Origin of the sequence: Chitinophaga sp. MM2321 (genome assembly GCF_964033635.1) — a bacterium.
Classification (GTDB): domain Bacteria; phylum Bacteroidota; class Bacteroidia; order Chitinophagales; family Chitinophagaceae; genus Chitinophaga.
Genome location: NZ_OZ035533.1, coordinates 538,414 through 563,379, shown reverse-complemented (window position 1 = coordinate 563,379; position 24,966 = coordinate 538,414). Strand labels below are relative to the sequence as shown.

The 24,966-nt window shown below is 46.4% G+C and carries 15 protein-coding genes; 3 read left to right on the top strand and 12 right to left on the bottom strand.

Annotated features, from left to right (window positions below):
- On the top strand, positions 1-1,035 hold the full coding sequence (locus tag ABQ275_RS02155; protein WP_349316624.1) for a family 16 glycosylhydrolase: 1,035 nt from the start codon (positions 1-3) through the stop codon (positions 1,033-1,035).
- Between the two features lie 74 nt (positions 1,036-1,109).
- On the opposite strand, the gene ABQ275_RS02150 is transcribed toward ABQ275_RS02155, so the two are convergent.
- The 7 genes from ABQ275_RS02150 to ABQ275_RS02120 form a co-directional block, all read right to left on the bottom strand.
- Positions 1,110-2,930, bottom strand: a complete 1,821-nt coding sequence (locus ABQ275_RS02150; RefSeq protein ID WP_349316623.1) for a SusD/RagB family nutrient-binding outer membrane lipoprotein — start codon at positions 2,928-2,930, stop codon at positions 1,110-1,112.
- Positions 2,931-2,951: 21 nt separating this feature from the next.
- Positions 2,952-6,641 carry a SusC/RagA family TonB-linked outer membrane protein gene (locus ABQ275_RS02145; protein ID WP_349316622.1) on the bottom strand — a complete coding sequence of 1,230 codons (3,690 nt, stop codon included), beginning with the start codon at positions 6,639-6,641 and terminating at the stop codon, positions 2,952-2,954.
- A gap of 110 nt (positions 6,642-6,751) precedes the next feature.
- On the bottom strand, positions 6,752-7,939 hold the full coding sequence (locus tag ABQ275_RS02140) for a FecR family protein (protein ID WP_349316621.1): 1,188 nt from the start codon (positions 7,937-7,939) through the stop codon (positions 6,752-6,754).
- An 85-nt stretch (positions 7,940-8,024) separates the two neighbouring features.
- Positions 8,025-8,612 (bottom strand): RNA polymerase sigma-70 factor, encoded by a 588-nt coding sequence (locus ABQ275_RS02135; protein ID WP_349316620.1) that lies wholly within the window; start codon positions 8,610-8,612, stop codon positions 8,025-8,027.
- A 351-nt stretch (positions 8,613-8,963) separates the two neighbouring features.
- A complete protein-coding gene (locus ABQ275_RS02130) occupies positions 8,964-10,211 on the bottom strand; it encodes a DEAD/DEAH box helicase (protein WP_349316619.1) in 1,248 nt (415 codons plus the stop codon).
- Positions 10,212-10,539: 328 nt separating this feature from the next.
- Positions 10,540-10,941 carry a c-type cytochrome gene (locus ABQ275_RS02125; RefSeq protein ID WP_349316618.1) on the bottom strand — a complete coding sequence of 134 codons (402 nt, stop codon included), beginning with the start codon at positions 10,939-10,941 and terminating at the stop codon, positions 10,540-10,542.
- 131 nt (positions 10,942-11,072) lie between these two features.
- Positions 11,073-13,442 (bottom strand): ABC transporter permease, encoded by a 2,370-nt coding sequence (locus ABQ275_RS02120; protein WP_349316617.1) that lies wholly within the window; start codon positions 13,440-13,442, stop codon positions 11,073-11,075.
- 350 nt (positions 13,443-13,792) lie between these two features.
- On the opposite strand from ABQ275_RS02120, the gene ABQ275_RS02115 reads away from it, so the two are divergent.
- Entirely contained in the window at positions 13,793-17,725 is a 3,933-nt protein-coding gene (locus ABQ275_RS02115) for a Pls/PosA family non-ribosomal peptide synthetase (RefSeq protein ID WP_349316616.1), read from the top strand.
- A gap of 18 nt (positions 17,726-17,743) precedes the next feature.
- Positions 17,744-18,274, top strand: a complete 531-nt coding sequence (locus ABQ275_RS02110; RefSeq protein ID WP_349316615.1) for a GNAT family N-acetyltransferase — start codon at positions 17,744-17,746, stop codon at positions 18,272-18,274.
- Positions 18,275-18,298: 24 nt separating this feature from the next.
- On the opposite strand, the gene ABQ275_RS02105 is transcribed toward ABQ275_RS02110, so the two are convergent.
- Genes ABQ275_RS02105 through ABQ275_RS02085 form a run of 5 tightly spaced genes read right to left on the bottom strand, consistent with a single transcriptional unit; the run spans position 18,299 to position 24,940 of the window.
- Positions 18,299-19,561 carry a DUF2264 domain-containing protein gene (locus ABQ275_RS02105; protein ID WP_349316614.1) on the bottom strand — a complete coding sequence of 421 codons (1,263 nt, stop codon included), beginning with the start codon at positions 19,559-19,561 and terminating at the stop codon, positions 18,299-18,301.
- 27 nt (positions 19,562-19,588) lie between these two features.
- The gene (locus ABQ275_RS02100; protein WP_349316613.1) at positions 19,589-20,785 is read right to left on the bottom strand and encodes a glucuronyl hydrolase; all 1,197 of its coding nucleotides are present in this window, start codon (positions 20,783-20,785) and stop codon (positions 19,589-19,591) included.
- Positions 20,786-20,810: 25 nt separating this feature from the next.
- Positions 20,811-21,863, bottom strand: coding sequence for a LacI family DNA-binding transcriptional regulator (locus tag ABQ275_RS02095; protein WP_349316612.1), 1,053 nt, complete (start codon positions 21,861-21,863; stop codon positions 20,811-20,813).
- 29 nt (positions 21,864-21,892) lie between these two features.
- The gene (locus ABQ275_RS02090; RefSeq protein WP_349316611.1) at positions 21,893-22,654 is read right to left on the bottom strand and encodes an SDR family NAD(P)-dependent oxidoreductase; all 762 of its coding nucleotides are present in this window, start codon (positions 22,652-22,654) and stop codon (positions 21,893-21,895) included.
- 57 nt (positions 22,655-22,711) lie between these two features.
- Positions 22,712-24,940, bottom strand: coding sequence for a glycoside hydrolase family 88 protein (locus ABQ275_RS02085; protein ID WP_349316610.1), 2,229 nt, complete (start codon positions 24,938-24,940; stop codon positions 22,712-22,714).
- Positions 24,941-24,966: the final 26 nt, after the last annotated feature.

Sequence of the window (24,966 nt, the reverse complement as noted above, 5' to 3'; positions counted from 1 at the left end):
ATGAAATATATGACAGGAATCATGATGGCACTACTTATTAGTATTGCCGGTTGCGGAAAAAACGATAGTAAACCGGTCGTGCCGGTTGCCCCCACCCACCTGGTAGTGAAAGCGGTGGTAAATACGGATAGCAGCGGCGTAGTAGCCTTTACTGCGGTGGCTGAAAATGCCGTTACGTATGATTACGATTTTGGAAATGGTACCTATCAAACGGTAGCAAACGGCATCGTTAATTATCAGTATACGGTTCCTGGTAAGAATACTTACACCGTAACCGTTACGGCCAAAAGTGCAGATAATCTTACTACTAAAGAATCTATCCAGGTGGAAGTAAGTATCGCTACCTCTCTTTACTGGTCGGATGAATTCAATACAGACGGCGCGCCTGATCCCGCCAAATGGGGGTATGATATTGGCAACGGTAGCAATGGCTGGGGCAATGCTGAATCGCAGTATTATACCAACCGGACGGAGAATGTAGTCATCGCTAACGGGGTATTAAAGATCAAAGCGATCAAAGAAAACTTTAGTGGCAGCGCCTACACTTCTGCAAGGATACTCACCAAAGACAAATTTGCCTTTAAGTATGGTAAAATAGAAGTCAGTGCAAAACTACCGGAAGGTCTTGGTACCTGGCCTGCTATCTGGATGCTGGGCAGTAATGTCAGCACTGTGGACTGGCCTGCCTGCGGAGAAATAGATATTATGGAACATAAAGGAAGTGAACCCAACAAGATCTACGGCACCTTGCACTATCCCGGTCATTCCGGTGGAAATGCCGTTGGTGGCACAGTACAGGTGTCTAATGAAACAACGGCTTTTCATAAATATGCAATGGACTGGTCACCATCGTTGATCAGGTTTTATGTAGATGATCAATTGTACTACTCGTTTACCAATACAAGTAGCCTACCTTTTAATCACGACTTTTTCATCATCCTGAACTTTGCCATGGGCGGCGCATTTGGAGGAGCTATAGATCCTGCATTTACAAATGCCACCATGGAAGTGGATTATGTAAGAGTATACAGGTAGCATTAAAAAAGAAAAGGGGCAAACGATGCGGTTTGCCCCTTTTTCAATTCAACATGTATGACTACTCGCGACTGCTATTTCATATCCCACCAGATACGGCCTTTTGTATCCAGTCTGTTTGTTCCAAAATCAGGATCTTTTGTTTGCATGGTTTGTACCGCCTGATCCAGGTTGGCATTAATTTCTGTAGATGTTACCTGCAACACAGCCCTGCGCGGGATCAACAGGTTCTGTGAACCCGTATACAATGCTTCCAGGTAAGCGATACCGGAACCATCACCGATCTTGTTTCCACCAGCCGGATTATAACTCTCGAACTGCGGATAGCCGGTGCGTTTCCACATTGCCCATGCTTCTTCAGGTTCTGTCAGGAAATTCACCCAAGCCTGTGAATAGATGCTGGTCAGGTCTTTATAAGGATAACGTGTCAGGAAATCACCCAGATCAGTGGCAGCAGCACCAGGTGTATTCTGTGAAATACCTTTTTGTTTATAATCTTCAAAAGAAGCCGTAACACCGTCATTATACCACTGTGCAGCAGATTTACCAAGACTGTTACCACCTTTCGCCGTTATCTCTGCCAACATAAAACAGGTTTCTGCATAGTTCAGTAAAGATGTTCTCATCTTAATAGTGCTGCCATCCACCACCGTTTCATCATCATGCAAAGAAGTGTTGTCTGATTTAAATCCACCATTCTTCACAAATAATCTTGACTGGATCAGTGAAATAAAGCTGAGCGTTTTGGTAGCAGTACCGGTTCCTTCTGTAATGGTAAACTGATGCGCCTTTGATTGGCCCTGCCAACCATATGCACTGCCGGCAGAAGCGGAAAATACATGTTTACCCCAGTAGCGGGAGGTATTCACTGCAGGGTCATTCAGGGCGACAAGACTCGCAGGCGTGCCTTTGGTTTTCACGTCTACATATGGTTTGTAGTTAGTACCCCAGTCGTTCTGACGTACCATCAGCGGCAGGCGCGGATCATTGGTAGACTTCAGGAACTCTACAAACGGCAGTGCGGCCACATATACATTCTGTATGGCATCAATGTCATCCACATTATTGTTCCAGTCTTTCACATTGCTGTAACCAAAGGACTCCTCATTACTGGAAATCACCTGTCCGCCGTAGTTGCTGGCAACATCATTCAATACAGCCTGCAAATTGGCAGCATTCCTTTTTTCGTAACGCTGTGCAATTTTTATACGCAGGGTATTCGCAAATCTCATCCACTTATCTGTATTACCCGCATAAAAGAAATCCTGTTTGGAGATATTGATCTGACCCGTAGTTTTGGCTTTCAACACATTTACTGCAGCTTTCAGCTGCTTGTCAAATTCCTGGTACATATCCCAGTTGAAATCGTAACCGGGAACCGGGTATTGCTGTACTTTAAATGCCTGGGAATAAGGCATGGCGCCATAAACGTCCGCTATTTTCCAGGCATCATATGCAAGCATGATATTACAGATAGCACGCAGGTCGCTATAAGCGGTCTTTAATGACTCGCTTCCCAGGCCGTCTATTTTGTCGATGATCCGTTGATAATCCCTGCCGGTGGAGTTATAGAAATCGTTATAAGTGGCCCCTCCGCTACCCGGATCAGGAAAGGTTGTTTTTGTAGGATCGCAATAGGGAGCTTCCATTGTATTTTTATCTGTATTATCTCCCACGATATACTGCATGTAACGTAAAGTAGTACTGTACTTGTTCGTCAGCTGACTTCTCCCTGGCAGCGTATAGTTCAATGTGGCGCTGGTAAACAAAAATTCAGGACGTGTATCATTTAATTGCTCAGGGTTTGTATTGATCTCCTGCATATCCTTTTTGCAGGATTGCGCACAAGCCGCTACCATCAACAACCCTAACGCTATTTTATTTATCTTCTTCATTTTTCGTATGGCTTAAACTGGTTAGAGACTGATGTTTAATGTTATGGCATAATTGCGGGAGAATGGCACGGCGCCTGTAATAACCGGGTTAAACGGATTATTACTCTGCAATGATTCCGGATTCTGTCCGCCTGTCAGGCCATTATACAGGTAAGCAATGTTCCGGGCAGTAAAACGCAGACTGGCATTTTTCAGGTGCGCCCTGCTGATCACATTTTTCGGAATCTGATAACCCAGCGATATTTCACGCAGCATCAGCCAGGAAACTTTTGTTACTGAACCATTGTCCAGGTAAGTACCCCAACCATAGGAGTTAAGATAATAGGAACCCGCTTTCCATGATTCTACCAGCCCTTTATCATAAGCCTCTTTGAAAGTCATACCGCCAATATCTTCCTGTGTTTTAGGGCTTTTTTCGCCTGCTGCAAATATGGCATCAGGTACAGCGCCATCGTATACTTTTTGTCCGGTATAGGAATCAATACGTTCTACGCCGCCATGTTCCTGATCACGGTATTGCAATGTATTCAGCAGGTTACCGCGTTGCATACCATAGTTATAGGCTTCTGAATAAGCCAGGCCACCAAAGCGGCCATCAATCTGTGCATACAGGGTAAATTGTTTCCAGCGCAGGTTGGTATTAAAACCTCCCAGGAAATCCGGTTCCACACGCCCTATGTCTTCCCTCGGATGACTGGCATCAAAGGTTTTTTCCACCCATGAATATTCCTGGAAATCATGTTTTGTTTCGGGATCCATAGAAGTATTGCGGCTGGCTACCTGGATAATAGGCAAACCTGTTTTGGGATCATGTTCCCGGTAGCTGTTGGCTGTGAGTACGCCAAATGCACCACCTTCGTAGGCAAATACGCTGGCGCCATCATAGTTACCCATCAACTCATAATTGGTAATGCCAGGGTAGAAGGAAATAATTTTACCCCTGTTCCGGGAGAAGTTTACCGATAGATCCAGGCGCAGATCTTTTTTACGTATAGGCGTTACATTTACCAGTACTTCCAGTCCCTGGTTCTGAATATTACCGGCATTGATCCTTCTTCTCTTATAACCTGTTTCCAGCACACCGGGGATGGTCAGGATCTGGTTGAAAGTATTTGTTTTATACCAGGCCACATCAAAGTTTACCAGGTCATCCAGAATAGAGATGTTAGTACCTAACTCCAGGGAACGTTGTAATTCCGGTTTCAGGTTCATGTTGGGTAATACATCTGCGTTCTGCATGGTAGCAGTCACAACAGAGTTGCCATTCTGATCCAGTACGGTACCCTGTGTATAGCTGCCAAAGCTGGTAGCATAAGCGCCTGTACCGGTACCTACCCAGGCCAGGGAAGCCCTCAGCTTACCAAAAGAAAGCCATTCAGGCATGGTTGTTCTCCACATATCGGAAAATGCCCAGGATACATTCACAGAAGGATAGAAAACGGCGAAATTATTTGCACCGGGTACACCATCAGGATAAGTGAGGGATGACAGCCAATCCTGGCGACCGGTGAGTTCCAGGTTCAGGTAATCTTTATAGCTCAGGTTTACGATACCACCCACTGCCATTACTTTATCGTTGGGTGTTTTGAAGTTGTACTTCCGGTTATCCCTGATATCTTCCAGTGAATTGGATAATGTAAATACATTGGGAACAATCAGTCCGCCCTTTGTAGCGGCGCTGTATTCTTCCTGTCTGCCATTACCATAATATTCATTTACTACCCGCACATCCAGGTCCAGGTCTTTGGTCAGTTTACGGGCAGCATGCGCCATAAACAGGAAGTTATAACCGGAGCTGTATTGTCCGCCCAGGCCGTATGATCCACCTGCCCCATAAGCGCCTTTACCTTTTTCTTTATTTTCATAAAAGATCCGGTAGTTATTCAGATTGGCTTTGGCACTCAGGTCCAGCCAGTCATTTACCTGTGCTTTCAGCAATACGGTGGCCAGCAGGGATTTTTCAGAACGTTTGTTATTCACATTATCAAAGCGGTTGAACGCCTCTCTTACCACATTATTATATTGTGCATAGCTGTATTCTTTCATGGAGCCATCGGCATTACGGTAGCTGTCTTTCCAGTCGGCCAGGTTAGTATTCCGGGGCACTGAATAATAGGTCAGGAAGCCGAGGTTTTGTCCGGAAGTCCAGTAGTAGCGGCCTTGCCCGTATGGGTTCAATGCGTCTGTAAGGGCGTAACTGGCGCCCGCTTCCACGGAAAAAACCTTGTTGATCTTACCGGTAGTCCGGAAGTCGAAGCTATTACGGTTTACCTGGTTATTTGGTAAGGTACCATCGTTGCGCAGGTTGGAATAAGAGAAACGATAAGTTACCTGTTCGCTGCCACCACTGAGTGATACGTTGTTGTTGACATATTTTCCGTTCTGAAAAAATGTTTTCCAGTTATCAGGTTGGGAGGAATAAGGTACTTGTTTGTTAGCATCATAGATCGCAGGGTGCATGCTACCGTCCATTTTAGGGCCGAAGCTGTAAGAGGTAGCCACCTGTGTACCATCCGGTTTGAAATTGCCTTCGCGGTAAGCGATGGCGCCACTGCCGTACACATTCTGCAAGGGCAAACCGTTGTCATAAATCACCTGTGTCTGGTAAGTAGAGCTGAAGCTCACGCCAATACCCTGACCAGCCTTGCCTTTCAGGGTAGTGATCACGATAGCGCCGTTAGCGCCACGGGAACCATACAACGAAGTAGCCGCTGCCCCTTTCAGTACAGTAATCGATTCATAATCATCCGGATTCAGGTTTTTCAACTGCGAACCCTGGTCAATATCATCACCGTTCACCAGGTTATTTTCCAATACCATTCCGTCTATTACAAAAATGGGCTGGTTATTTTTGCTGAGTGATTTAGCGCCGCGGATCATAATGCTGGGAGATGATTGTACACCTGCCGCACCCATTACGTTGATGTTCACCCCAGCTACTTTACCTTGCAACGCAGTAATGGGAGATACGGTATTCGCATTCCTGACCTCTTCTACATTTACTTTGGTAGCAGCATAACCAAGTTTACGGTCTCTTTTGGCGATACCCAAAGCGGTTACCACGATGTTGCCCAGTTCATTACTGGCTATCTGCATCACGATGTTCAGGGAAGTTTGCTGGCCTACTGTAACTTCCTGGGACTGAAAGCCTACAAAGCTGAATTGTAGCACATCACCGGGTTTTGTAGCCAGTGTAAACTCACCGTTTACATTTGTGGTCGTACCTTTGTTGGTACCTTTTATGCGCACGGAAACACCTGCCAGGGGCGCCTTTGAATCGTCTCTTACTATCCCTTTGAATTGTTCCTGCGGCAACGTAGCGGCAGTCAGCGTTTTATCATCAGCTACCAGTTCCCGTTGTTTTAATACCACGGTGTTGCCAATGATAGAATAGGTAAGTGGTTGATTTTTAAAACAGATCTCCAGTGTTTTTTCCAGGGATGCGTTTTTCACATTGATAGTTACCACATCTGCTTGTTTCATCCAGGACTCATCAAAGAAAAAAGAGTAGCCTGTTTGTTTCTTTATTTCACGGAACACTTTCCCTAGCCGTGCATTTTTTTCGGACAACGTAACCTTCTGCGAATAGCTCTTGGCGCTTATCTGCAGACAGGCAGCTGTAAGAAGGATGACTGTCAACTTCATAAACAGGAGTGTTTTAGGAAGCACCCGGCGGCTGAAATACCAGGCGTCACGTAGAATTTTTTCCATACTTTAGTAGTGGTTTTGGTTGAGTAATAAGCAATTCGTTCCAACAAATTGTATGATTAGTATACCAGAACTGCCGGCCGCACTGACTCTCACCTCAGGGCGGCTTTTTGTTATGGTAATACGACGATCCTGTTTTCTTCTATTCTAAAATGTATTTTACTTTCTTCCAGTATTTCCAATACCTGTGATACATTGGTATTGCGGGATATTTCACCACCAAAACGGCGGTCCGGTACGGCGCCTTCATATACGATATCCACATCGTACCAGCGTGCTATCTGTCTCATGACGGATGCCAGGTCGGCCTGATTAAAAGAGAAGTAGCCGTTTTTCCAGGCAAGTACCGCGTCTGTGTCCACATCTTTATATACAGACAGGTGATCATTACGATCGGCTCTTACCTGCTCCCCTGGCTTCAGCAGTTGCTTCGCATTACCTTTTGTAACGAGTACGCTGCCTTCCAGGAGTGTGGTGCTGACGGTATTTTCATCGCTATAGGCATTGATATTAAAATGGGTACCGAGCACCTGTACAGCTATGCCGTTGGCATGTACAACAAAGGGTATTTTCTTTCCTTTATGCTTAACGGTGGCGATTTCGAAGTAGGCTTCGCCGGTGATTTCCACACTTCTTTCGTCGCCGGTAAAAGCAGTAGGATAACGTACAGAAGAAGCGGCATTCAGCCATATCCTGCTACCATCGGCCAGTACCAGCTGATACTGTTTACTTCTTGGTGTGGTAATAGTGTTATACAGTATTTTTTCGTTGCCGGCGCCGGAAGCGTTATAGGTAATACGCCCCTGCCGGTTGATTACTTTTGTTTGTCCCTGCACCGCCAGTATACCGTTGCCGGCGCTGTCCAGTTCAATGCGTTCACCGTTGGCCAGTATGAGGATGCCTCCTACAGTACCAGGCGCTTTATCGTAACGTTTATCCGTTTGCGTTAGTACAGGTACCGACGCTGTTTTTTTAAAGAACAGGAAGTAACTGCTGATACCCAGCAATAAAGAAATGCCGGCAGCAACTGCCATACGCACAAAACGGCGGATGTTCCTTTTCACCGGAATCCGGGGAGCAGCAGCCATCATGGCTTCAAACTTTGTATCCCAGTCACGGTTGTCCTGATCACCGGCTTCTTTCGCTTCTTCCCAGCGATCTTTCAGCACGGCTGACAGTGTTTCTATATCTTCTTCCCTACCGGCTTTCTGCAACAGTAATTCCAGCTCATCTTTTGTAATCCGATTGGCCAGATACTGTGCTACCAAGTATTCCCACGGGTTTGCATCTCTGTTATCCATAATATAATTTGCTGTGAGCAAAGCAGCCTGCTATCAATAAGACGAATAAAAAATGCCGGATAACTAAAGCAATGTGAAATTTTTTTTAAATTTTTCCCAGGAGGAGAAAAAGGACGGCCAGATCAATCTCTTTAGCGAGATGATTGCGGATAAACCGTTGAGCAAGAACGATATGGTTATTGACGGTAGCCCTGGAAATATTTAGTTGACGGGCTATCTGGTCATGTGTAAGTTCCTGTTCCCGGCTAAGGCTATATACTTTTTTACATTGGGGAGATAAGAGGGAAATAGCTTTCCGAACTTTTTCTTCATACTCCCGCGCCATGATCATTGTATCCGGTTGATCGGTAGCAGCTACCTGGATCTCTTCCCATAACAACTCATGGAAACGCTGATCTCTGGCGGCTGAACGCAGGAAATCGATGGATTTATTATGTGCAATACGGAAAAGGAAAGCATCAAAATTATTGATCTGTAAAATAAGTTCCCGGCCGGTCCATATTTTCATAAATACGTCGAGGACCAATTCTTCTGCTACCTGCTCCGATTTTATGAAGCGGGAAACATAATAGAATAACCGACCACGATACTGGTCAAATAATGCTTTAAAAGCCTTTTCGCTGCCCGCAGCTACAGCCTGCAGGTTTAGCTGTTCATTGTTTAATTGTAGCACTGGCAAAGGAGTATCAGAAATATAACAAGTAACTCACTATTCAATCATAGTGCAATTCAAATCATAATAATTACGTGCGTTGATTATCTCATAAAACTATACTAACACTTATCGTACTTAACTTTCTATTGTATGCTGGCAGATTTTGGTAAAACGTTTTAGTTTTTCCGGTCAAACGTAGAATAAAAAAATTAATCTGCCAAATATTTGCATGACTGAACTCCCCCAGGTTTAATTTAAATCCTGCACCCTGTTGCATAAAAAAACCCGCGCAATGCGCAGGTTTTAAGATCCTTTTTATAAACAACAATCCCTGTAAACCAGGTTTGATCCTGGTTGGTGGGGGTTGCCTTAAAAATCTATTTTGTCTCTTTTATCTACCCGGCCTCTTCTGTTCTTGGGTTTCGGCCTTCTGGGATCTGCCTTTGGCGCATCAGGATCAGCGTTATTGGCTTCTATCAGGGCTGCCTCTTCAAACGGATGGCTTACTGCGGGAATTTTTTGTTTGGTCAGTTTATTGATGCTGTTCAGGAACGGCCTTTCTTCTGTATCACAGAAAGACATGGCAATACCGGAAGCACCGGCGCGGCCGGTACGACCTATACGATGTACGTAGGTTTCAGACACATTCGGCAGGTCATAATTAATAACATGCTCCAGTGAATCCACATCAATACCTCTTGCGGCAATATCAGTAGCTACGAGTACGCGTAAACGGCCATTCTTAAAGTTATTCAGCGTATTCTGACGGGAAGCCTGCGATTTATCGCCGTGCAACGCATCTGCGTTGATGTTGCGTTTCTTCAGGTTCTTGGCAATCCTGTCTGCACCATGTTTGGTTTGTGTAAACACGATAGTACGCTCAATGTTTTTGTCTTTCAGAATATAATCAAGCAATGACTGCTTGTCTTTCTTTTTTACAAAATATACCGACTGTTCAATCATTTCCGCGGTAGTCGCCACGGGTGTGATAGCTACCTTCTCCGGATTATACAACAGGGAATTAGCCAGTTGCGAAATATTCGGCGGCATGGTAGCAGAAAAGAACAGGGTTTGTCTTTGCTGTGGCAGCTCTCTGATCACTTTCTTAATGTCATTGATAAAGCCCATATCCAGCATACGATCCGCTTCATCCAGCACAAATATCTCCAGGTGACTTAGGTAGATATAGCCCTGATTCATCAGATCCAGCAATCTGCCGGGAGTGGCAACCAGGATATCGGTCCCGTTGCGCAGGGCAATTGTTTGCCTGTGCTGCGGTACCCCACCATAAATAACGTCGTGCTTGAGACCCGTATACTTACCATAAGATTCGAAGCTTTCATCGATCTGCACTGCCAGTTCCCTGGTAGGTGTAAGGATCAGCGTACGAATATGTTTGAAGCCTGGTTTCTCAGGTTTGCTGTTATGCAATAACTGTAAAATGGGAATTGCGAAAGCTGCTGTTTTACCGGTACCTGTTTGTGCGCATCCCAGCAGGTCTTTCCCTTCCAATACGATGGGGATTGATTTTAATTGTATGGGAGTAGGTGTAGTGTAGCCCTCGGCTTTAATCGCTTTTAAAATGGGCTCAATTAGCCCTAATTGCTCAAATAGCATATTGTTATATCTGTTCAGTAATAAAAATTAGAACGCTTCTTCATCGTTAGCGTTGTCAATTGAGGAGAGCAGTAAAGAAAAGATTTTCCGGACTGGAGAGAAGTGAATATTTCAGTGCTTTATGCTTTTATCTCAACATACGGACGTAAAGGTACGGAAATTCCAGTCAGGAAACGGTTAAATTAAGAAAACTTCGGATGGCCAGGGATGAAACGCCCTGTTAACAAGCACCTTACAAATGTTAAACTTTGCGGATGACAAAATAAAAGGCAAAAAAATGCAGGAAAGGTCGGTTTCCTGCATTTCCTGCATCCTTGATGCCATTACCTTACTTAGCAGACGCCACCTCCGGTTTTGTCTTCGGTTCCTCGTTACCATTATGACAGGTATAACAGGATACCGACATTACTTCACTTCCTTTAAAAAACTTCTTATTGATACGTTTTGTCATTCTTATCATATCACGGGCCACCCCTTTGTGCGGGTTTTCATCACTGGGGAAATCCAGCTTCTTTGGATCATCCTTCTGTGGAGCATGACAGAAATTACATTTCACCCCCAGGGCCGCATTAAATCCCTTCATCACTGTAATCAGCTCCTCATGGCTGATGTTTTTGGGTAATACCTTCAGGTTCTTTGCCTTTTCATTTTCCTGGGGCAACGCCAGGGAACATAGGGTGCCGGCAACCAACAGGGCAGACACCACTATAAAAGATTTTTTCAGTTTCATGACCATGGGTTTAAATAAGTAAGTATGTAAAGCTTCCTGAAATGAAATTTACAAAAAAATATTACAATACTTACTATAACAAAACAACTTCAGTAAAACAATTGCCCCTCCCTATTACCACACCTTTTCAATTATTCGGTCTGCAAGCTTTTCAGGGGATTAGCCAGTGCGGCCTTCAGCGACTGGTAAGCAATGGTAAATGCTGCTATCAGGAAAGAGATACCGATACCAGCCAGGAACATACCGCCGCCAATATTTATATGGTAGGCAAAATTGCCCAGCCAATAGTTCATGACGAGATAGGCTACAGGAGCTGCAATAAAGAAAGCCAGGATGATCAGCAGGATAAATTCTTTGGCAAACAAACCTACGATATCCACCAGGGAAGCCCCCAGCACTTTGCGGATTCCCACCTCCCGGGTACGTTGCACAGCGGAAAAAGCAACCAGCCCATATAACCCTAAACAGCCAATGAGAATGGCAAGGGAAGAGAAGAGCCGGAAAGCAGTGTACACTTTTGCCTCTTGCTTATACAAACTTGCGATGTGGTCATCAAGGAACTCATACTGGAATACATCATCAGGAAAAAGCGCCGTCCACATTTTTTGAATATGCGCCATCGTCTTTTGCATTTCCTGCGGCCGTAGCCTGACACTGGCGGCAAAGAAAACATTGGGATTATACAGCAACACGCAAGGTCTGCGTAGCTTATGCTTTGATTCACTTTGAAAATCCTGCACAACACCCATAATAACAGAAGACCGTCCGCCAACAATCACCCGTTTGCCGACAGCATCTTCCGGTTGACGCATCCCAAATTTGTGAATGAGTGTTTCGTTGACAACGATATTCGGTATCGTATCATTTTTACCTAGTTTGGCCACAGCGCGGCCCGCCAGCATCTTCAATCCGAACATGGAAGTATATTGTTCATCTATAAACTTCATCTCTGTTACATCATCTTTGGTTACGCCAAACTCCGGCGCCTGGAGCGTAGTAAAAGAACTATTATAGGAAGGAGCGCCGGAAGAAAAACTAACCATAGCCACACCAGGGTCATCGATGAGCTGCTGCTTCAATACCTCCTGGTTAATTTTTTGCGGCAGGTTGAAAGTAACAACAGCTTCCTTGTCAAATCCAAGATCTCCTGCTTTCAGAAAATCCATTTGTTTCGCTACTACCAGTGTACCAACAATGAGGATCTGTGAAATGGCGAACTGTATAAACACCAGGCCCTTACGTAAGGAGAGTCCGTGGTAAACGTGTCCGGTAGTACGTTTCAGCGATTCCACGGGGCGGAAGGATGATTGTACAAAAGCCGGGTATAATCCGGCCAGCAACATGATGAGTATGCCAAGTGATACTACAAGGCCCAATACTACCGGCTGCAGCAGCTGCCGGTTACTGATCTTTACATCCAGCCAGGTCGCCACCTGTGGGATAAACAGGAAGGCACTTACCACACCAAGTAACAATGCTACAAACACAAGAAACGACGTTTCACTCAGGAACTGCCAGATCAGTTGCGGGCGGTTAGCACCCAGCACTTTTCTTACGCCTACTTCTTTTGCACGCCGCATAGACTGCGCTGTTGCCAGGTTGATAAAATTAATGCAGGCCGTAACCATAATAAACAATGCAATAATAGCCAGCCCCCAGTAAATCTTCCGGGAGGTAGTAGGACTGTTTGAATTGTTCAGATAACGTTGGTCAAAATGAATATCTTTCATCGGCTGTAACAGCAGCGACGCCTCTTTTGCAATGTCCTGCCCCCAGTTCTTTTTTATAAATGCGGGAATTTTTTTCTCCAGTTGCAGCGCAGAATAATGTGGCGGAAGAACGATGTAGGCATTCCCGCCCATAATAGCATAGAATTCTGACATCGCTCCGTGCGATTGCAGATCCTGCCGGATTGTGGCAAAAGAAACCATGAACTGAATTGGTAAATGTGTATTGCCGGGCAGGTCTTTGATCAGTCCTGTTACCTTCACATCAAATTCGTTATTCAGCCGGAAGATCTGTCCCATTGCATCTTTATCTCCAAAAAATTTCCGGGCAATACTTTCTGTCAATACAGCTGTATTGGGTTCTTGCAACGCACTCTTGGGATTGCCGGCCAGCCATTCAAAATCGAAGATGCTGGTAAATTGTTCATCAACAAAACCATACCTTTTTTCAATGTAGCTGGTATTCCCCGCCTTTACAAGACCATTGGTCTGAAAGAATGCCTGTGACACGGCTTCCAGCTCCGGAAAATCTGTACGCATAGCCGGTACTACTGCCATAGAAACACTGGGATTAAAATCCAGTGCATGCAACGTAACACGATAAGTACGGTCTGCTTTTTTATGATAGCTGTCATAGCTCAGTTCATTTCTCACAACCAGAAAAATAACCAGGCAGGCGGCTACACTTAATGTAAGCCCAAAAACATTGAGGAAGGTGTAACTAAGGTTACGCCGGATACTCCTGATGGCAATCGTGAAATAGTTACTGAGCATCGTTAATGGCTGTTTTAAAATCTTGATAAACTATCTATTTCACCTGGTCCGGACACACCGCATAGTGAGTAGTTTTCCAGTATAGTGCCAGTTAAAAATCCTTCTGATAATCAACAGATAAACAATTTATAAATTAATGCAATTGTCCGTTTTTGATACAAGGGTGTACGGTTATGGACAACGTGAATAAGAAGGGAGCGGGCAAAATAGCATCCCGCCATTTCAACGTACAATAAGCCTCTTCTGGCTAACAAAAGTCATTTTTAAGCTAATTATAAGCCCCGCCTACCATACTACCCTTTAACTTTGTCAAACCAAGCAACAATGGACCTTAAAGGGTCTACAAACATATGAATAGTTATAGTATAGTTAAAGGACCCCGGAAGCCGGATTTATTGCATGAAGAAACCCTGGCTGATATATTCAGGCATACAGCAAAGATCCATGCACATCATATCGCGCTCATTTTTCAACAGCAATCATTTACTTATGCACAGCTGGATCACTGGAGTGATGCGATAGCAGCTATGTTACAATCGCTGGGAATAGGCCCCGGCAGCGTGGTAGGTGTATGGTGGCCGCGCGGACCAGAGCTGCATGCCGCTATCCTTGGCATTGTAAAAGCAGGCGCTGCTTACGTACCATTGGATCGTGAAATGCCAGCAGAACGTGTGGAAGGTGTACTCACAGAAGTAAAAGCTGCAGCCTGTTTCAGCGAAGTGCCGCTTCAGTTGTCAGCACCCGTCATAACCGTACCACCCGTACCCGATACACAACAACAATTCCTGTTACATGCAGGCCCCGCACCGGATAATGTAGCCTACGTGCTGTACACTTCCGGCAGCACAGGAAAGCCCAAAGGCATCCCTATCAGCCACCGGCAGATCTGTCACCTTGTAAGATCAGAACAAACTGTTTTAAATATAAAAGCTACCGACAAAGTATACCAGGGCTTCTCCGTATCCTTCGATATGTGGTGTGAAGAAACCTGGCTGAGTTACTTTGCCGGCGCTACCTTGTGGGTGGCGGATGCCACTACCGCCAAAGCGATAGATGAATTGGGCGATACCCTGCACAAGGAAAAGATCACCGTGCTGCATGCCGTTCCCAGTTTACTGGCAGTAATGGAAGATAACATCCCTTCACTCCGCCTGATCAATGCCGGCGGAGAAGCCTGCACACCACAGGTACTGGCCAGATGGGGTATACCTCCCCGCCTGTTCTATAACAGTTACGGACCTACGGAGACAACGGTCAGCGCCACTTTCGCTGCACTGAAACCCGGCGATACCATCACCATCGGGCATCCGCTGCCTAACTATAACATGGCGGTAGTAGATGAAAAACTCAACATCCTCCCGCTGGGAGAACGCGGGGAATTGATCATTACCGGTCCCGGTGTTGGTAACGGCTATATCGACCGCCCTGAATTAACACAGGAAAAGTTCATCATAAAACCTGCTTCACTGGAAACATTACCGGGCAATATGATCTATCGCACCGGCGATGCCGCCATTATATTACCCGATGGTAATATCGACTTCCAGGGCCGTCTCGACGACCAGATCAAATTACGCGGTTACCGTATTGAACTGGGAGAAATAGAAAGCAGGCTGCATACACTCCCTGGCATAATAGCCGCCGCTGTTGCTGTAAAGAAAGATAATAATGAACAGGATCAACTGGTAGGTTATATAGTAAAGGAAGATGACCAACCTTTTGATGAAACCACACTTCGTACAGCACTGGCAAAAGTATTACCACCATACATGGTGCCGGGTACCATCCTCTTGCTGGATGATATGCCCCGGCTGCCCAGTGGAAAAATAAACCGTAAAGCATTGCCTGTTCCGGCAGCTTTCCTACAGGCCACCACGCATGAAGTTATCGATACCAATGCGCCCCTGCCCGACAGGGTTATGGCTATCCTGGCGAAAGTATTTCCCGACTGCAGCATCGACCTGCAACAGGATTTCTTTACGGACCTCGGCGGGCACTCCTTACTGGCTGCTGCCTTTGTATCCCGGCTTCGCCGCGAAGGCAATGTACCACAGGCTTCCCTGAAAGATGTCTACATCCATCGTCCGTTACAAACACTGATAGATGTATGGAATGTACAACCGCAAACCAGTAAAAAGAAAGACCGTGTCTTCCACAAAATCCCCTGGTGGCGGCACCTCACCTGCTGGATCGCACAATCTGTTTCCCTGCTGGTGATCTTTGGTTTATTTGCCATGCAGATATTTTTCCCATACCTGGGCTACTATTACGTAGAACAAGATACCGGTAGTCTCGGTTACGCTATCATCACGGCACTGGGTATGTTCTGCCTGCTCCCGCTGTTGTTCTCTATATTAATTATTGTTACCAAATGGCTGATCATCGGTAAAATGAAAGCCGGCGACTATCCGCTATGGGGTACCTATTATTTCAGGTGGTGGCTCGTAAAAACCATGCAGCGCCTCATGCCTTCGCAGTTCCTGAATGGTACACCACTCTACCCTGCTTTCCTCCGTATGCTCGGTGTAAAAATTGCACCGGATGCACAACTCGGCGCCGTCACCATCGGGGCGGAAGACCTGGTAACCATCGGCAGCGATGTAAGTATCAGTTCACAGGCAGTGATCGATAATGCTTTTGTAGAAGACGGACTCCTGAAACTACGCACCGTATATCTTGGCGATCATGCTTATATCGGCAGCAGTGCCATTGTTGGCGGCGATACCATCATGGAACCCTGGAGTGAATTGCAGGATCTCAGCTATCTTTCTCCCAAAAATACTATCGCCTCTGGTGAAATATGGCAGGGCAGTCCGGCAACATTGAAAGTAAAAAAGGCTATCAGCGAATTGCCGCAACCACTGCCGGTCTCAGCGGCCACCCGTAGAAAATACAGTGTTATCTTTTCACTATTTCTACTCGTGTTTCCATTTACCGTGCTGTTACCTTTGTTACCAACTATTATCATACTTAACCAGCTTGATAATGCCGCACCGGATTATAATTTTAATTACATGATCATCACGCCATCACTGGCGCTGAGCTATATCATCTTATTCACCCTGGAAACAGTATTGCTCACCAGGTTGTTGCAATGGGGTATCAAACCCGGTGTGTACCCGGTTTACAGTGCTTTTTATGTACGCAAATGGTTTGCCGATCAACTCATGTCACTATCGCTGATCGTTATACATCCCATCTTTGCTACCGTCTATATCTCCGCCCTGTTCCGCGCACTCGGTGCTAAAATAGGCGCTAACACAGAAGTATCCACCGCCAGTAGTGTTACCCATCCATTGCTGGAAATAGGTGACGGCGCTTTTATCGCTGATGCCGTAACACTGGGAGAATCCGATGTGCGGGCACAACAGCTCACCCTCGAAAAAACAGTGATCCATAACAACAGCTTTGTAGGCAACAGTGCACTGATTCCGCAAGGTTATGTGCTACCGGAAAATATGCTCATCGGTGTATTATCTACGCCGCCATCGAAAGAACAACTGGCGGAAAACAAAGCGCGCGACTGGTTCGGTTCTCCTGCCATTGCACTGCCACGCAGACAGGAAAGCCGTTTCTTTCCACCGGAGCTCACCACACATCCTTCTGCCCAACGCAAGATGGCGAGAGGATTCGTGGAGTTTGTACGCATCCTCATTCCAGAAACGGTGGTGATCTGTTGCAGTATCCTCTTTATTGCTTATGCACACGATCTTGTTACAGAAAAACCATGGTGGGAAGCGTTAATACAATTTCCTTTTTACTATCTTTTCTTCCTGGGACTACCGGCTTATTTCTTCACCGTAATGATGAAATGGATCCTTACCGGCCGGTATAAACCACTGCAAAGTCCTATGTGGACATCCAAAGTATGGCGCAGTGAAGGCACCACTTCTACCTACGAGGCATTGTCGGTACCCTTCCTGCTGGACTTCCTCAAAGGCACGCCCTGGCTGCCGGTATTGCTTCGGCTGCTGGGCGTAAAAACAGGTCGCCGTGTTTGGTTGAACACCACTGATATTACCGAATTTGATATGGTGGAGATAGGAACAGATACCGCGCTCAACGAAGACAGCGGCCCACAGACACACCTGTTTGAAGACCGGGTAATGAAAATAGGAGCGATCAAAATTGGTGCCCGTAGCAGTATTGGCGCCCGTTCCATCATTTTGTATGACAGCGAAATCGGAGACGATGTAAATCTCTCCCCACTCTCGCTCGTCATGAAAGGCGAAAAATTACAATCCGGTACGGACTGGACAGGCAGCCCTGTCAGGCCGGACTAATCCATAAAAAACTCCGCGATGCTGACCATAACGCCCATCCTCATTCGTGATCATTATGCGCTCATCGCGGCAATGATGCAGGCATTACAGGATTCTGAAAATACATTCATCCACAAAATGGCTGCCTGGGAAAGTATTGCTGCTGATTATATGCAACATGTGATCAGCACACAGGAAACCAGTGATGGAACCTGTTTGCTGGCATACAGTGACGGCATACCCGCCGGTTTTATTTTCGGTTATATCGAAGAAGCTGATGAAAGCCGGATAGAAGACTATACCGGCGATACCCTCTACATATCTGATGGCTACGTGGCGCCAGCTTTTCGCAGACAAGGAATTTATCGCCGGCTCAACGAAGCACTGGAAAAAATTTATATAGATAAAGATGTGAGAAGAATAGTGAGATATACCGCCAGCAACAACCACCGGATGCAACAGTTCCTGGCATCACAACAGTATGAATCCGTACGCATCGTATACGAAAAATGGCTTACACCAGATGGTAAAGAACAGATAAAGTTATTTACGGAAGATGACCGGAAATAGAAAGCATCTTTTTAGAAAAAATGATCAATCCAACGCATGATCTTTCATCACCCTTTCCCCCTTCCATACTTTCTGCGCAGTCCATTCCTCCGCTGGTGACGCCCAGAAAGGATGATGGGCGGGCAAGCCCAGGGCGAGGAAACCGGTACTGCACAAATACAGACTGCCTGTAGAAGTGTATACATCTGCCAACTCCGGCTGATGACCACAGAAACCGATTTGTAACCAGCCGTTTTTATCAAAAGTACCCGGCGCTTCAAAAATTCGTTTATTCACCGCCGTTAGTGCACAACGAACCTGTGCAGGAGATAATTCAGGCGGGAGTTTTTCATCCAGCGCCAACTGTGCCAGCGCCTGGAAAGCCGCATTCCTGTAAGGCATAGAGCGGCCTACCACCGGGAAGGTCCCTTCCGGCGATATTTGTCTTTCCAGTATCACTCCGTACCGCTGCATGCGTTTCAGTGCCAGCTCATAAGAAGGGGCGCTGTCCTTTTCTTTTTCCGCCAGTACCTTCAGGATGTCTACCAGCATGGGCTGGATAACAAAAGAATTGTAATAATCAAAATGAAAATGCACGCCGTCGCCATACATCCCGTCGCCCTTGTACCATTCCATGATCTTTTGCACGGCAAAGTCCACCGGCTTGCGATCCCAGCCTGCATCGAATTTCAGCAACGCAGCTTCGATGATCGCGGAAAAGAGTACCCAGTTATTGGTAAACGCTTTTATGCTGCGCAGGCTTTTTAATGCGGTAACTACCTGTTCTTTTGTTTTGGCGGACAGCGGTTGCCATAACTTTGTCGGAGCACGCAACAGGCCATGTGCCAGGAAGGCGCCATCTACCAAAGGTTGTGCATCATACTTACCGGTAAAGTTCATATAATCTGGTGATGCCGGATCCACTGCCATCGCAATGGCTTTGCGGGTTTTCACCAGCATATCCATGCGTTTACTACCTTCCGCGGTATTGTCTTCACCGAGTTCCAGCCATGGCGCCAATCCTGCCAGTGTTCTGCCAAAAGCTTCCAGGTAGGTTACCTTCGTTACCGGTTTTGAATAGGCGGGCGCAACGGCTGTAGGCATGGTTGCCTTCAGTTTTCCTTCGCTTAGGCCGCTGATAACGGGGTCGCATATACGTAGAAGAAGATCAAGATTATATGCGCGGTCATCAACCAGTTTTATTACCGGTTGATGATCCGCCATATTTTTCAACAATCCTTTGTCTGTATGCAGGGTACCGGCTATGCCTGCCATGGGTACTGCTTTTAGGAAGAAACGTCTGTCCACGCCTGAGTATTTAATTATTACTATTACCTATTTAGTCCACTCCTTATAACGCATCAATGCTTCTACAAAATAATAATCTGCATAAGTTAAAGGCACATCTACTTCGGAGTCATGTGGCAGCGAGCCTACGCTGTGCATGAGGATAAAGTCGTTGTTCTCTCCTTCTTTTGCCAGGTAAGCAGGGCTGCAAAGGTTGGTCAGCATTTTTTCCGCAGCAGCCCAATAGCGTTTGCCATCGGCGTTCTTGGTATACCTGCTCAGCTCCAGCAATGCAGACGCAGTAACAGCAGCGGCAGATACATCCCGCAATGCGTTGGGAATACCGGGTGCATTAAAATCCCAGTAAGGGATCAGGTCAGCCGGCATATTGGGATTGTTCAGGATGTAATCAGCAATATGACGCGCCTGTTGCAGGTAAGCTTTATCTTTTGTGTCGCGGTACATCAGTGTGTAACCATACAGTCCCCATGCCTGTCCGCGCGACCAGGCGGAGCTGTCTGCCGCGCCCTGATGCGTTTTCTTTGCAAGCACCGCGCCGGTAGCAGGATCATAATCTATCACATGGTAAGAACTGTAATCCGGGCGGAAATGATTTTTCATCGTCGTATTGGCATGCGTCCGCGCAATCTTCTCGAACTGCTTGTCGCCGCTCACGCGGGTAGCCCATGTCAACAGTTCCAGGTTCATCATATTATCGATGATCACCGGGAATTTCCAGGTGCCATGGTCCCATGATTTGATGCAACCTACGGTCGGGTTAAAACGGGTAACCAGTGACCGGGCGCTCGTCAGCAGAATACTTTGATATGCAGTATCGCCGGTAATGCGCAGCGCATTACCAAACGGACAATACATCATAAAGCCCAGGTCATGGGTGTGCGTATTGTATTGTTCCTTTTTTACCAGCTCCATGCGTTTGATTGCCTCTGCTTTAAAAGCGGGGTCCTTCGTGTATTCGTACAGGTACCAGGTAGTACCGGGATAAAAACCGGAAGTCCACCAGTTTGATTTGGATGTTACCAGGCTGCCATTTTTGGTATTCGTGGTGCGCGGCAACACGCTATCCGGTACATGCGTCATCATCAGCTTATACTGACGTGCTGCAAACTGCAATGTTTCATCTGCTTTACGCAATAACGCCGGGTCGGCTTTGCGGGTCTGTGCATACGATTGCATTGCCATCGCAGGCAATAGGAGCATCATGAAGAACAGGTTCTTTTTCATAAATAACGTAGCTTAAAAGGTTGATCTATTTCTTTTTTCCGCTGGCTTTAGCCATACCTGCAGTAGAACCGCGGGCTATCAGTTGAATAGGTATTACTTCCTGTGAATAACGTGGTACAGCAGATTGCTTACTGCTGATCAATTCCATCAGCGCAGCTACTACTCTTTCCCCCATCATCGCCGGGTGCTGGTCTATACTGGTGACCGGCGGTGTTATGATTTCTGTACGCGGGTCATTGGAATAACCAACTACTTTCAGGTCTTCCGGTACCCGTACATTTATTTTACGGCAATATTCCAGGATGGCAATCGCTGTGGTATCATTGGAAGCGAAAATTCCATCCGGGTAAGGTTGTTGTGCAAAAATCTTTTCGCATGTCTGCCAGGCATTATCACGGGTAAGCTCATGATAAAAGATGCGCGTTTTTTTAAACGGCAGTTTATGTTCCTGCAAAGCATTCTTATAACCGGCTACGCGCTCACTATACAAAGTACAGCTCACCGGACCGGAGATATGAACAATATCTTTACACCCTTTTTCTATCAGGTGGGTGGTAGCTGTATATCCTCCCAGGTAATCATCTCCCTTGATCACCTTTACATTATAATCCTTGGGTACACGGTCAAAAAACAACAGTGGGATACCATTGTCTTTAAAAACATCAAAATGAGAAAAGTCAGTAGTATACAGCGTAGTAGATACCACCAGTCCATCTACACGGGCAGAATACAGCGTATTTACCAGGGCCACTTCCTGATCGTAGGAATCATTTGATTGACAAATGATCAGGTTGTAACCGTGCTCCTGTAATTTGTTTTGTATGATGGTACTGATAGCAGCGGGAAAGAACATAGAGATACGTGGCACGATGAGCCCGATGGTTTTGCTTTTATTATTGCGCAAACCTGCCGCCAATGCATTGGGACGATATCCCAGCTTGCGTGCCATTTTCTTCACCCTGTCTTTCGTACGTGCGCTGATGTTAGGATTATCGTTCAGTGCGCGTGATACAGTAGATACCGATAGTTTCAGTTCTTCTGCAATATCAACGATTGTCTTTTCTGTACGTTTGCTCATTTTTTAGCAATTAGCTGTAATTGTTCCTCTTATCTTCCCATCCAACCGCCATCTACGGTAAGTATCGTGCCATGTACATAATCACCTGCTTTGGAAGCGAGGAAAATTACGGGGCCTGCAAAATCTGCCGGCTCCCCCCAGCGGCCAGCCGGGATCCTGTCCAGGATGGAGTTGCTGCGTTGTTCATCCGCCCGTAAAGCGGCGGTGTTGTCGGTAGCAATATAACCAGGCGCAATAGCATTCACATTCACCCCTTTGGAGGCCCATTCATTGGCAAAAGCCTTTACCAGCGACCCTACTGCACCTTTGCTGGCAGCATACCCCGGCACATTAATACCACCCTGGAAGGTAAGCAGGGATGCCGTAAAGATAACTTTTCCACTGCCTCTTGCAATCATTCCCTTCCCGATTTCACGGGTAAGTATAAACGGTGCATTCAGATTGGTGTCCATCACCTCATCCCAATATTCATCCGGATGTTCTGCCGCCGGCTTACGCATAATGGTGCCGGCATTGTTTACCAGTATATCAATTACCGGTACATCCTGTTGTAATTTATTAATAAATGCGTAGAGCGCCGCACGGTCGGAGAAATCGCACTGATAAGCTGTAAAGCTCCTTCCCAATGCGGTTACTTCCTTTTCCACTTCACTCCCTGTCAGTTCCAGTGAGGCAGATACCCCGATAATATCAGCGCCCGCTGATGCCAGCGCCAAAGCCATCGCTTTACCGATCCCCCGCTTGCAACCGGTTACCAGCGCCGTCTTTCCTTTTAGCTGAAATAAATCCATGTTGTAATAATTTAATTATCCGTAACCTCCCTTCGGGGACAACACATCACGCATACACTATGGCATCGTAACGGTCAACGGTTCTTTAATTTTTTGTGCAAATGCTTCGAGGTAGCTAAACCATGCTGCTGCCGAAGTGATCTTACCACCTTTACTCCAGGCTGCACCTGTATAATACACATAGGGCTGTTGACTACTGGCAGTTCCGGGGCTTAGCAAATGTACACGATCTGTTTTCATTCCCCGCACTTCCTTTACAAAAACACAACCCAGTCCCATGGTACCGTCTTCCCCATGAACCGGTTCCCAGTAACCCATTACACCGGTTTTTTCATCCAGTAAAACGGTTCCGGGTTCCGCACGTTTTACAATGCCGGTAACCACCGGGATGTCAGTTCCTTTAAAGTTGTATTGCACCTGCATTTTATTCAGTTGCGAGCCTGCATCCAGTGAAATGGTTTTAGTAACGGAAACGGCTATATTACCAGCCTTCCAGGTGTCGTAGGTGAGTGAGAAAGTAGTACGCAGTGGGCCGTTATCCAGCGTTTTGGAAGTACGATAATTCCTGGGATAATAGATCGTATCCTTGCCATATGGCGCCACGTCACCGGCGCCCAGGGTAAGACCTACGCTGTAGTAATCCAGTCCCTGACCGTTGTCGTGATGATAATTATCCAGCTTATACCAGGTATCAATCACCAGGTCGTTGGTCCGCTTTGCCCATACATCAATGCCATGGGCCATTTCCTTTGGAAATTTTTCAAGCGCCTTGCCATACATACGGAATGCAATGCGGTCATTTTCCCAGGCATAATCATCTTTACGCTCCGGAACATAACGGCCGTAAGCCTTTGCTGTCACCGGTGCGGGTGTACCTTCCACTACTGCTGCTTTCACACTGGCGCCCGGTGCAACGCTTACCTGTAGCAACACTTTTTTGGGTGTTTTACCACCTTCATAGATCAGCTGGTAAGGAATTTCCTGTGCAGCCAATATATCAACTACCTTGAAATGTTGTCTGGTAGCCTTGTTCAGCCGGGCGGTAAATTGTTCATAGGGAATTTCCACTATTTCATCTGCACGATTAAGACCGGTAGCATTTGTTATAATAATATCGGGAGATGAATTTTTATGAAGATCATATTTGATCAGTTCTGATCCGGCTAACAGGAACGCACCTACGCCGTATGCAGCGGTATCGTCTGCTGTAACCTTTCCGGGTGAAGCAGCTATCACCTGTACAAAACCTAGTTTGCCGTCAGGCTGTACGCAGTCTACCAACGCCTGCCATCCTTTGTAGACAACCGGCATAAATTCTTTCTCCGGCAGGAGGCCGTTATTCACACCCCACATTAACGCATATACGAAGAAGCCCGTGCCACTTGTTTCTTTAGAAGGATAACTATCAGGGTCCAGGAGGCTCGCGCGCCAGGTGCCATCTGCGTTTTGCAGGGCGGCTATGCGGTAAGCCATTTGTTTGAATAATTCCTGGAAGCGTGCCCTGTCAGGATGATTAGCAGGCATATTGTCCATCACGCGGGCAAGGCCACCCATTACCCAGCCATTACCACGGCTCCAGAAAACATTGGCGCCATTCTTTTCCTTTCTCCCAAAATAACTGCCATCCCGGAAGTACAGGCTATCTTCTTTGCTATATAAATAGTCAGTTGTTTTCCACCATAGTTTAGCGGCTGTTGCCAGGTAGCGGGGATCTCCGGTGACAGTAGATAAATAAGCCAGTGCGGGTGGTCCCATAAACAATGCATCACACCAGGCCCATTCCCGGCGGTTGATCCTGTCCTTCCACTCCAGCGATTCCGTATGCGGTGCCGCCACAATGCTGTCTGCCAGTAGACGGAATTTATCGATCATCACCGGGTCTTTATAAACAGGATATAGTTGCGAGTAAAGCTGACCTATACAGTAGTCATCTGCAAAGAACCGGTCTGGTCCTGTATTCCAGTCGTTATCTTTTCCTACCTGCACAAGTCGTTGTACGTAATAAGGATTGGCAGTTACCTGGGTCAGTGCCTGCATGCCCGCATACATAGCGCCGTTTGTCCAGTCCGTTTGCCGGCGTGGCCAGCCTTTTGTATCAATGTACCCCCATTGCCAGCTGGCTACTTTTTCCATTTGCGCCCGCACAGCCGATGCTGTGAAGGAATCTGTGCGTATAGCTTTTACAGCCGGCTGCTTTTCGGTAGTCACCCGCTTTTCGGCATGTAAGGACACACCGGTATGCAGGAAAAAAAGGCCCAGCAAGCTTCCTGCTATAGTTTTTTTCATTTCCATGATTGCAACTGTTATCGGTT

Bases quoted from the DNA above. Each gene is read 5' to 3' on its own strand.
- ABQ275_RS02130 (WP_349316619.1), bottom strand. From the start codon at position 10,211: ATGCTATTTGAGCAATTAGGGCTAATTGAGCCCATTTTAAAAGCGATT.
- ABQ275_RS02145 (WP_349316622.1), bottom strand. From the start codon at position 6,641: ATGGAAAAAATTCTACGTGACGCCTGGTATTTCAGCCGCCGGGTGCTT.
- ABQ275_RS02125 (WP_349316618.1), bottom strand. From the start codon at position 10,941: ATGAAACTGAAAAAATCTTTTATAGTGGTGTCTGCCCTGTTGGTTGCC.
- ABQ275_RS02100 (WP_349316613.1), bottom strand. From the start codon at position 20,785: ATGAAAAAGAACCTGTTCTTCATGATGCTCCTATTGCCTGCGATGGCA.
- ABQ275_RS02110 (WP_349316615.1), top strand. From the start codon at position 17,744: ATGCTGACCATAACGCCCATCCTCATTCGTGATCATTATGCGCTCATC.
- ABQ275_RS02140 (WP_349316621.1), bottom strand. From the start codon at position 7,939: ATGGATAACAGAGATGCAAACCCGTGGGAATACTTGGTAGCACAGTAT.
- ABQ275_RS02120 (WP_349316617.1), bottom strand. From the start codon at position 13,442: ATGCTCAGTAACTATTTCACGATTGCCATCAGGAGTATCCGGCGTAAC.
- ABQ275_RS02095 (WP_349316612.1), bottom strand. From the start codon at position 21,863: ATGAGCAAACGTACAGAAAAGACAATCGTTGATATTGCAGAAGAACTG.
- ABQ275_RS02155 (WP_349316624.1), top strand. From the start codon at position 1: ATGAAATATATGACAGGAATCATGATGGCACTACTTATTAGTATTGCC.
- ABQ275_RS02115 (WP_349316616.1), top strand. From the start codon at position 13,793: ATGAATAGTTATAGTATAGTTAAAGGACCCCGGAAGCCGGATTTATTG.
- ABQ275_RS02090 (WP_349316611.1), bottom strand. From the start codon at position 22,654: ATGGATTTATTTCAGCTAAAAGGAAAGACGGCGCTGGTAACCGGTTGC.
- ABQ275_RS02085 (WP_349316610.1), bottom strand. From the start codon at position 24,940: ATGAAAAAAACTATAGCAGGAAGCTTGCTGGGCCTTTTTTTCCTGCAT.
- ABQ275_RS02150 (WP_349316623.1), bottom strand. From the start codon at position 2,930: ATGAAGAAGATAAATAAAATAGCGTTAGGGTTGTTGATGGTAGCGGCT.